At 69.2% G+C, this 6,510-nt stretch carries 8 protein-coding genes; 4 read left to right on the top strand and 4 right to left on the bottom strand.

Translation table 11 applies throughout. The features are described from left to right. From RDU12_RS10970 to RDU12_RS10960, 3 genes are all read left to right on the top strand, one after another. The coding region (locus RDU12_RS10970) for a DUF1801 domain-containing protein (protein WP_308684615.1) at window positions 1–272 on the top strand (272 nt) is incomplete at its 5' end. A gap of 5 nt (window positions 273–277) precedes the next feature. Next, window positions 278–940, top strand: coding sequence for a dihydrofolate reductase family protein (locus RDU12_RS10965; protein ID WP_300290603.1), 663 nt, complete (start codon window positions 278–280; stop codon window positions 938–940). A gap of 65 nt (window positions 941–1,005) precedes the next feature. Continuing rightward, complete coding sequence (locus tag RDU12_RS10960; protein ID WP_300290605.1) at window positions 1,006–2,520, top strand: acetyl-CoA hydrolase/transferase family protein; 1,515 nt, start codon at window positions 1,006–1,008, stop codon at window positions 2,518–2,520. Between the two features lie 11 nt (window positions 2,521–2,531). On the opposite strand, the gene RDU12_RS10955 is transcribed toward RDU12_RS10960, so the two are convergent. Genes RDU12_RS10955 through lepB form a run of 4 tightly spaced genes read right to left on the bottom strand, consistent with a single transcriptional unit; the run spans window position 2,532 to window position 6,319 of the window. Then, window positions 2,532–3,713 carry a serine hydrolase domain-containing protein gene (locus tag RDU12_RS10955; RefSeq protein ID WP_308684614.1) on the bottom strand — a complete coding sequence of 394 codons (1,182 nt, stop codon included), beginning with the start codon at window positions 3,711–3,713 and terminating at the stop codon, window positions 2,532–2,534. A 49-nt stretch (window positions 3,714–3,762) separates the two neighbouring features. After that, a complete protein-coding gene (gene era, locus RDU12_RS10950) occupies window positions 3,763–4,710 on the bottom strand; it encodes a GTPase Era (RefSeq protein ID WP_308684613.1) in 948 nt (315 codons plus the stop codon). Further along, window positions 4,707–5,426, bottom strand: a complete 720-nt coding sequence (gene rnc, locus RDU12_RS10945) for a ribonuclease III (protein WP_308684612.1) — start codon at window positions 5,424–5,426, stop codon at window positions 4,707–4,709. Before rnc ends, era begins: the two co-directional genes overlap by 4 nt. After that, window positions 5,426–6,319, bottom strand: coding sequence for a signal peptidase I (gene lepB / locus RDU12_RS10940; RefSeq protein ID WP_300293455.1), 894 nt, complete (start codon window positions 6,317–6,319; stop codon window positions 5,426–5,428). The genes rnc and lepB overlap by 1 nt, the downstream gene beginning before the upstream one ends. Between lepB and RDU12_RS10935 the strand changes: the two genes are divergently transcribed. Then, a partial coding sequence (locus tag RDU12_RS10935; protein ID WP_308684611.1) for a hypothetical protein occupies window positions 6,320–6,510 on the top strand: 191 nt, incomplete at its 3' end.

Here is a 6,510-nt window from a genome sequence, read left to right as displayed (position 1 = left end):
TGATCAAATGGGGTCATCTCGTCTACCTGTCGAACGGTCCGGTCGCCCTGATACGGGCCGAGGGCCGGCGGGTGCTGCTGGGCTTCTGGCGCGGCCAGCGGCTGCGCGATCTGGAGCCGCGGCTGAAGCCCGGCGGCCAGTACGAGATGGCGTCGCTCAGCCTCGTGGAGGGCGACGTCATCGATCCGGAGATCGTCACCGCCCTGACCCGCGCCGCCCTCGATCTGAACGCCGACCTCGGCGACTCGACCAAGGCCCCGAAGAAGGAGTAGCGACCATGCGCAGGATCAGAACCGCCACCTTCGTCAGTCTCGACGGCGTCATGCAGGCGCCCGGCGGCCCCACCGAGGACACGACCGGCGGCTTCGCCTTCGGGGGCTGGGTCTGGCCCTTCTTCGACGAGGCGGCGGGCGGGCTGATGGACGAGGCCATGGGCCGGGACTACGACCTGCTGCTGGGCCGCCGGACCTATGAGATCTTCGCCGGCTACTGGCCGTACCGCGACGACGAGATGGCCCGCACCTTCAACGCCATCGACAAATACGTCGCGGCCGGACCGGAGACGCCCCTGACCTGGTCCCGCAGCCACAGGCTGGAGGGCGACCTCGCCGAGGCGGTGCGCGCGCTGAAGGCCACGGAAGGCCGCGACCTGCTGATCCAGGGATCGAGCGAGGTGATCCACACCCTGCTGGCCCACGACCTGATCGACCAGCTGACCCTGCTGACCTTCCCCATCATCCTGGGCAAGGGCAAGCGGGTGTTCGACGGCGGCTCGCGGCCCCGGGCCTGGTCGCTGACGAAGACCCGCCAGAACGGGTCGGGCGTGGCAGCCCACACATACGAGCGGACCGACCAGCCGCCGCCGACGGGCACGTTCGAAGAAACAGAGCCGAGCGAGGCCGAGCTGGCGCGGCGCGAGCGCTGGGCGCGCGAGGGCTGAAGGCCCGCCGGTCTACGCAGTCTTCCGGGCTGGTCACCACGGAGTCCGGGGCATAGATCGGGTCCATGACCTCCGCACGCATCCGCTCCGCCGCCCTGCAGTCGAAGATCATGAGCGCGGAGGATGCCGCCGCCCTGATCCCGCCGAACAGCACGGTGGGCATGAGCGGCTTCACCGGCGCGGGCTATCCCAAGCTCATCGCCCCGGCCCTCGCCGCCCGCATCAAGGCCGAACATGCCCGGGGCGCCCCGTTCCGGCTCAAGGTCTGGACCGGCGCCTCGACCGGGCCGGAGCTGGACGGCGCGCTCGCCGAGGCGGACGGCATCGAATTCCGCCTGCCCTACAACTCCGACCCCATCGCCCGCGAGAAGATCAATCGCGGCGAGATGGAATATCTCGACATGCACCTGAGCCAGGTGGCGCCGATGGCGTGGCAGGGCTTCCTCGGACCGCTGGAGACGGCGGTGATCGAGGTCTCGGGCATCCGCGAGGATGGAACCCTGATCCCGTCCTCCTCGGTCGGCAACAACAAGACCTGGCTGGACCGGGCCGATCAGGTGATCCTCGAGGTCAACTCCTGGCAGAACCCGGCGCTGGAGGGGATGCACGACATCTACTACGGCACCGCCCTGCCGCCGGGCCGCGTGCCGATTCCGCTGGTGCGCGCCGACGACCGCATCGGCCAGCCGACCTTCCGCTGTGATCCGGCCAAGGTCGTCGCCGTGGTCGAGACCCATGCGCCCGACCGCAACGCGCCGTTCGCGCCGCCGAACGAGGCGGCCGTGGCGATCGCCGGCCACCTGCTGGAATTCCTGTCGCATGAGGTGAAGGTCGGCCGGCTGCCGGCCTCCCTGCTGCCGCTGCAGTCCGGGGTCGGCAATATCGCCAACGCCGTTCTGACCGGCCTGATCGACGCCCCGTTCGAGGACCTGACCGCCTATACCGAGGTCATCCAGGACGGCATGCTGGACCTGCTGGACAGCGGCAAGCTCAGGGTCGCCTCGGCCACCGCCTTCTCGCTGAGCCCGGAGGCGGCGGCCGACCTGAACGAACGGATGGCCGAATTCCGGGACCGGATCATCCTGCGGCCGCAGGAGATATCGAACCATCCCGAACTGATCCGCCGACTCGGCTGCATCGCCATGAACGGCCTGATCGAGGCCGACATCTACGGCAACGTCAATTCGACCCACATCATGGGGTCGCGGATGCAGAACGGCATCGGCGGGTCGGGCGACTTCGCCCGCAACGCCTTCCTGTCCATATTCATGACCCCGTCGACGGCCAAGGGCGGCAAGATCTCGGCCATCGTCCCCCACGCCAGCCATGTCGATCACATCACCCAGGACGTCCAGGTCCTCGTCACTGAACAGGGCCTGGCCGACCTGCGCGGCCTGTCGCCCAAGCAGCGCGCGGCGGTGATCATCCCCAACTGCGCCCACCCCGACTATCGCGACGCCCTGAAGGACTATTACGACCGGGCGATGAAGGGATCCTACGGCCTGCAGTCCCCGACCCTGCTGAACGAGGCCCTGTCCTGGCACCAGCGGTTCGTCGACACCGGCTCGATGCGGCCCTGAGGCGACCGCGGCTAGCGGTTCATGGCGGTCGGGAACGGCCGCCCCAGCGCCTCGGCCATGCCCTGCTGGGACAGCAGGAAGACCGCCTCGCGCTGATGGAAATTGTTCGACAGCACGATCACCGTCACGTCCCCGTCCGGCTGGTGGGTGATCAGGTTGCGGAAGCCTGACCAGCTGCCGGTGTGGTAGATCTGGCGATCAAGAAAGTCGGGCCGCACCTGCCGTCCCAGACTGTTGGTGAACAGGCCGTAGCCCCAGTCGCGGCGCGGACGGCCCCGTTCGTCGGGGGTGTCGGCCGGGGCGTGGTCGGCGATCATCTGCGCATAGCTCTCCGGGCTCAGCAGCCCGCCGCCGTGGAGGGCGCGGTTCCAGACCAGCAGATCGTCGAGCGTCGAATACAGGGCCCCGGCCGCGAAGATGATGCTGACGTTGTGGTTCGGCTGCGGCGAAGGCGGACCGCCCAGGTTGGCGTAGCCCATGACCACGCCGGAGGCGTCGTCCTCATAGCCGGTGTCGGCCATGCCGAGCGGCGCGAAGAAGGCGTCCCGCAGATAGTCCCGCAACGGCAGACCGCTGGCCTGCTGCACCACATGGCCGAGCAGGTTGTAGGCGGCGTTGTTGTAGCGAATCTTCGTTCCCGGTGGGAACTGCAGGCGGTACTGCGCTGACTCGGCAGTCAATTCGTCCGGCGTGGCGGCGGTGACCCGGCGGACGCCCCAGCCGGGACGGGCCATCAGGTCGGGCACCCCCGAGGTGTGCGACAGCAGGTGGTGCAGCCGGATCGGCGCCCAGGCTTCCGGACAGGGATCGACCCAGCGGCATAAGGGGTCATCGACCGACAGCACGCCCTCGTCCTGCAGGCGCAGGATGGCGGCGGCGGTGAACTGTTTGCTGACCGAGGCGAGGCGGAAGCGGGAATCCAGCGCCAGCGGCTGGCCGAGGCTGCGGTCGGCCTCGCCATAGACCTGGCGGAACAACACCTGGTCGCCCCTGGCCACCAGCACCCCGCCGGTGAAGGCGCCCGAACCGCCCCAGCGCTCCAGCTGTTCGGTCAGTTGCGGCAGGTCCTGGACCACGACCAGCGGCGGCCGCGGCGGCAGGGGTTCCGGGGCCGGGGCTTCCGGCACGGGCCGGACGGTCGCCCAGGCGACCAGGCCGGCGGCGAGAATGAACAGGGCGGCGAGGACGGCCATCGCCAGGCGGGGATGGCCGCCCGAGTGTCTGGGGACGTGGAACACCCGCCTAGACGTCGTAATCCAGCCCGAACTGGGCGTAGAGGGCGCGGCTGTCCTGCCATTTCGGGTCGACCTTGACCGTCAGGAACAGATGCACAGGGCGGTCGAGCAGCTCCATCAGCTCCTCGCGCGATTTCTGGCCGATCCATTTCAGCGTCTGTCCGCCCTTGCCCAGCACGATGGGCCGCTGGCTTTCGCGCTCGACATAGATGGTCTGTTCGATGCGGGCCGAGCCGTCGGGCCGGTCCTCAAAGGCTGTGGTCTCCACCGCCGCCGAATAGGGCAGTTCCTCGTGGACGCGCAGATAGACCTTCTCGCGGGTGATCTCGGCGGCCAGGACGCGCATCGGCACGTCGGCGGACTGGTCTTCCGGATACAGCCACGGCCCGGGGGGCATGGCCCGGGCGAGGCGCTTCTTCAGGTCGTCGACGCCGTCGCCGCTGAGGGCCGAGATCATATAGACCTCGGAATAGACGCCGGTTTCGAACAGCCGCTGCGACAGGGCCAGCAGGGTGTCGCGGCGCATGCCGTCGATCTTGTTCAGGGCCAGGATGACCTGTTTCCCCGCGGCCTTGAGCGCGGCGATGATGGTCTCGGTGTCCTCGGCCGAGCGCCGGTCGGCCGCCTGGCCCTCCTTGCCCTCGGCGGCGATGTGCGAGGCCGCGTCGATCAGGTGCACGACCACGTCGGCGTCGTCGGCCCCGCCCCAGGCCGAGGCGACCATGGCGCGATCCAGCCGGCGCCGCGGAGTGAAGATCCCGGGCGTGTCGACCAGCACGATCTGGGCGTCGCCTTCCATGGCGATGCCGCGCACGGGGAAACGGGTGGTCTGGACCTTCTGGGTGACGATCGAGACCTTGGTTCCGGTCAGGCGATTGACCAGCGTGGACTTGCCCGCGTTGGGCGCGCCGATGATGGCGGCGAAGCCGGCACGCTGGTTTTGGGGTTCGGTCAAATCACGCCTTCACGCTGCAGCAGGCCGACGGCGGCCGCCTTCTCCGCGTCCTGACGCGAACGGCCCTGCGCGGTCAAGGGCGGATATCCGGCTACGCTGGCTTCGACGGTGAATGTCGGGGCGTGATCCGAGCCGGTGCGCTCGACGATCCGGTAGGTCGGCAGGGGTTTCCCCTGCCCCAGCGCCCATTCCTGCAGGGCCGATTTCGGATTGGTCAGCGACCTGCGCGGCGGCGCGGCCAGTTCGGCGGCCCAGGCGCGCTCGAACACGACGCGGGCGGCGTCGATGCCGCCGTCCAGCCAGGCGGCGGCCAGGATCGCCTCCATGGCGTCGCCTAGCATGCCCTCGCGACGGCGGCCGCCCTGTTTGGCCTCGCCGGGCGACAGCCGCATGGCGTCGCCGACGCCCAGCGACTCGGCGGCCCGGGCGCAGGTCGCCTTGTCGACCAGCGCATGCAGCAGGGACGACATCTCGCCCTCGTCGGCGTTGGGCCGGTCGCGCATCAGCCGGTCGGCGACCAGCAGGCCGAGGACCCGGTCGCCGAGGAACTCCATCCGCTGGTTGTCGAGGAAAGGCCGGCCGCGGGCGTCGCGTTCCGCCCCCTCCCCCACGCTGGCGTGGGTCAGGGCCTGATCGAGCAGGGACGGATCACGGAAGTCGTGGCCGAGGTTGCGCGCCAGCGCCGCGACAGCCTGCGCCCGCCGGTCAGCCGCCATCAGTTCAGGACGGTGAAGAACCGGCTCGGACGGACCTTCGAGAACCAGCTGACGGGGTTCCACAGCGACGCGCCGGGGGACCACGAGAACAGGATGATCTCGGCCTTGCCGATCAGGTTTTCGGCCGGCACCAGACCGACCCCGTTTTCGTTGGGGCCGTAGCGGCTGTCGACCGAGTTGTCCCGGTTGTCGCCCATCATGAAATAGTAGCCCTCGGGCACCTCGAACACCGGCGTGTCGTCGGCCTGGTTGCCGGGGCCGAAGTCCTGGATGGTGAAGGTCTTGCCGCCGGGCAGGGTCTCGCGGGCCGTGATGACCGGCATGCCGTACATATTGGTCGCGTCCTCGCCGCTGACGACCACGTCGCGCACCGGCTCGCCGTTGATGTGCAGGACGTTGTTGATCATCTGCACCCGGTCGCCGGGCAGGCCGACCAGGCGCTTGATGTAGTCGGTCCGGTTGTCGCGCGGCAGCTTGAACACGACGATGTCGCCGCGCTCGGGCTGCTGGGCGAAGAGGCGGCCCTCGAACACCGGCGGGCTGAACGGGATGGCGTGTTTCGAATAGCCGTAGCTCCACTTCGAAACGACGATGTAGTCGCCCTCGTAGAGGTTGGGCTCCATCGACGCCGACGGGATGGTGAAGGGCTGGAACAGCAGCACCCGCAGCACGAGGGCGATCAACAGGGCGAAGAAGATCGTCTTGACGATCTCGAAGGTCTCGTTGCCGCCGCCCGATTTGGCCTTCTTGCGGCTCTTGCCGCCGCGGGCATAGACGGGCGTGGCGTCGACGTCCTCGAACGGGGCGTCGCCCGAGTCGCTCCAGACCGGCTGTTTCGAAGACGCGGCGGCGGCGGCGGCGCTTCCGGCGACCGCGGCCTCGGCGGGGGTCACATGCGCGTCGGCGTGGACCTCGTGGGCGTGGTCGTCATGGCTCGCATGGGCGTCATGAGCGACGGCCTCGTGGTGCGAGGCGGCGGGGTGATCGTCGTCGTGATGATGGACAGTCTCGACCGGGGCGTGCGCCTCGTCGGCCGGAGCGGCGTCATGAGCGTGATCGTCGTGGCCGTGCGCATCGACGGCGG

The sequence above is a fragment of the Brevundimonas sp. genome (assembly GCF_031082345.1).
Taxonomy (GTDB): domain Bacteria; phylum Pseudomonadota; class Alphaproteobacteria; order Caulobacterales; family Caulobacteraceae; genus Brevundimonas.
The sequence above is the reverse complement of the archived record's forward strand: the minus strand, read 5'-3'. Positions and strand labels throughout refer to the sequence as shown.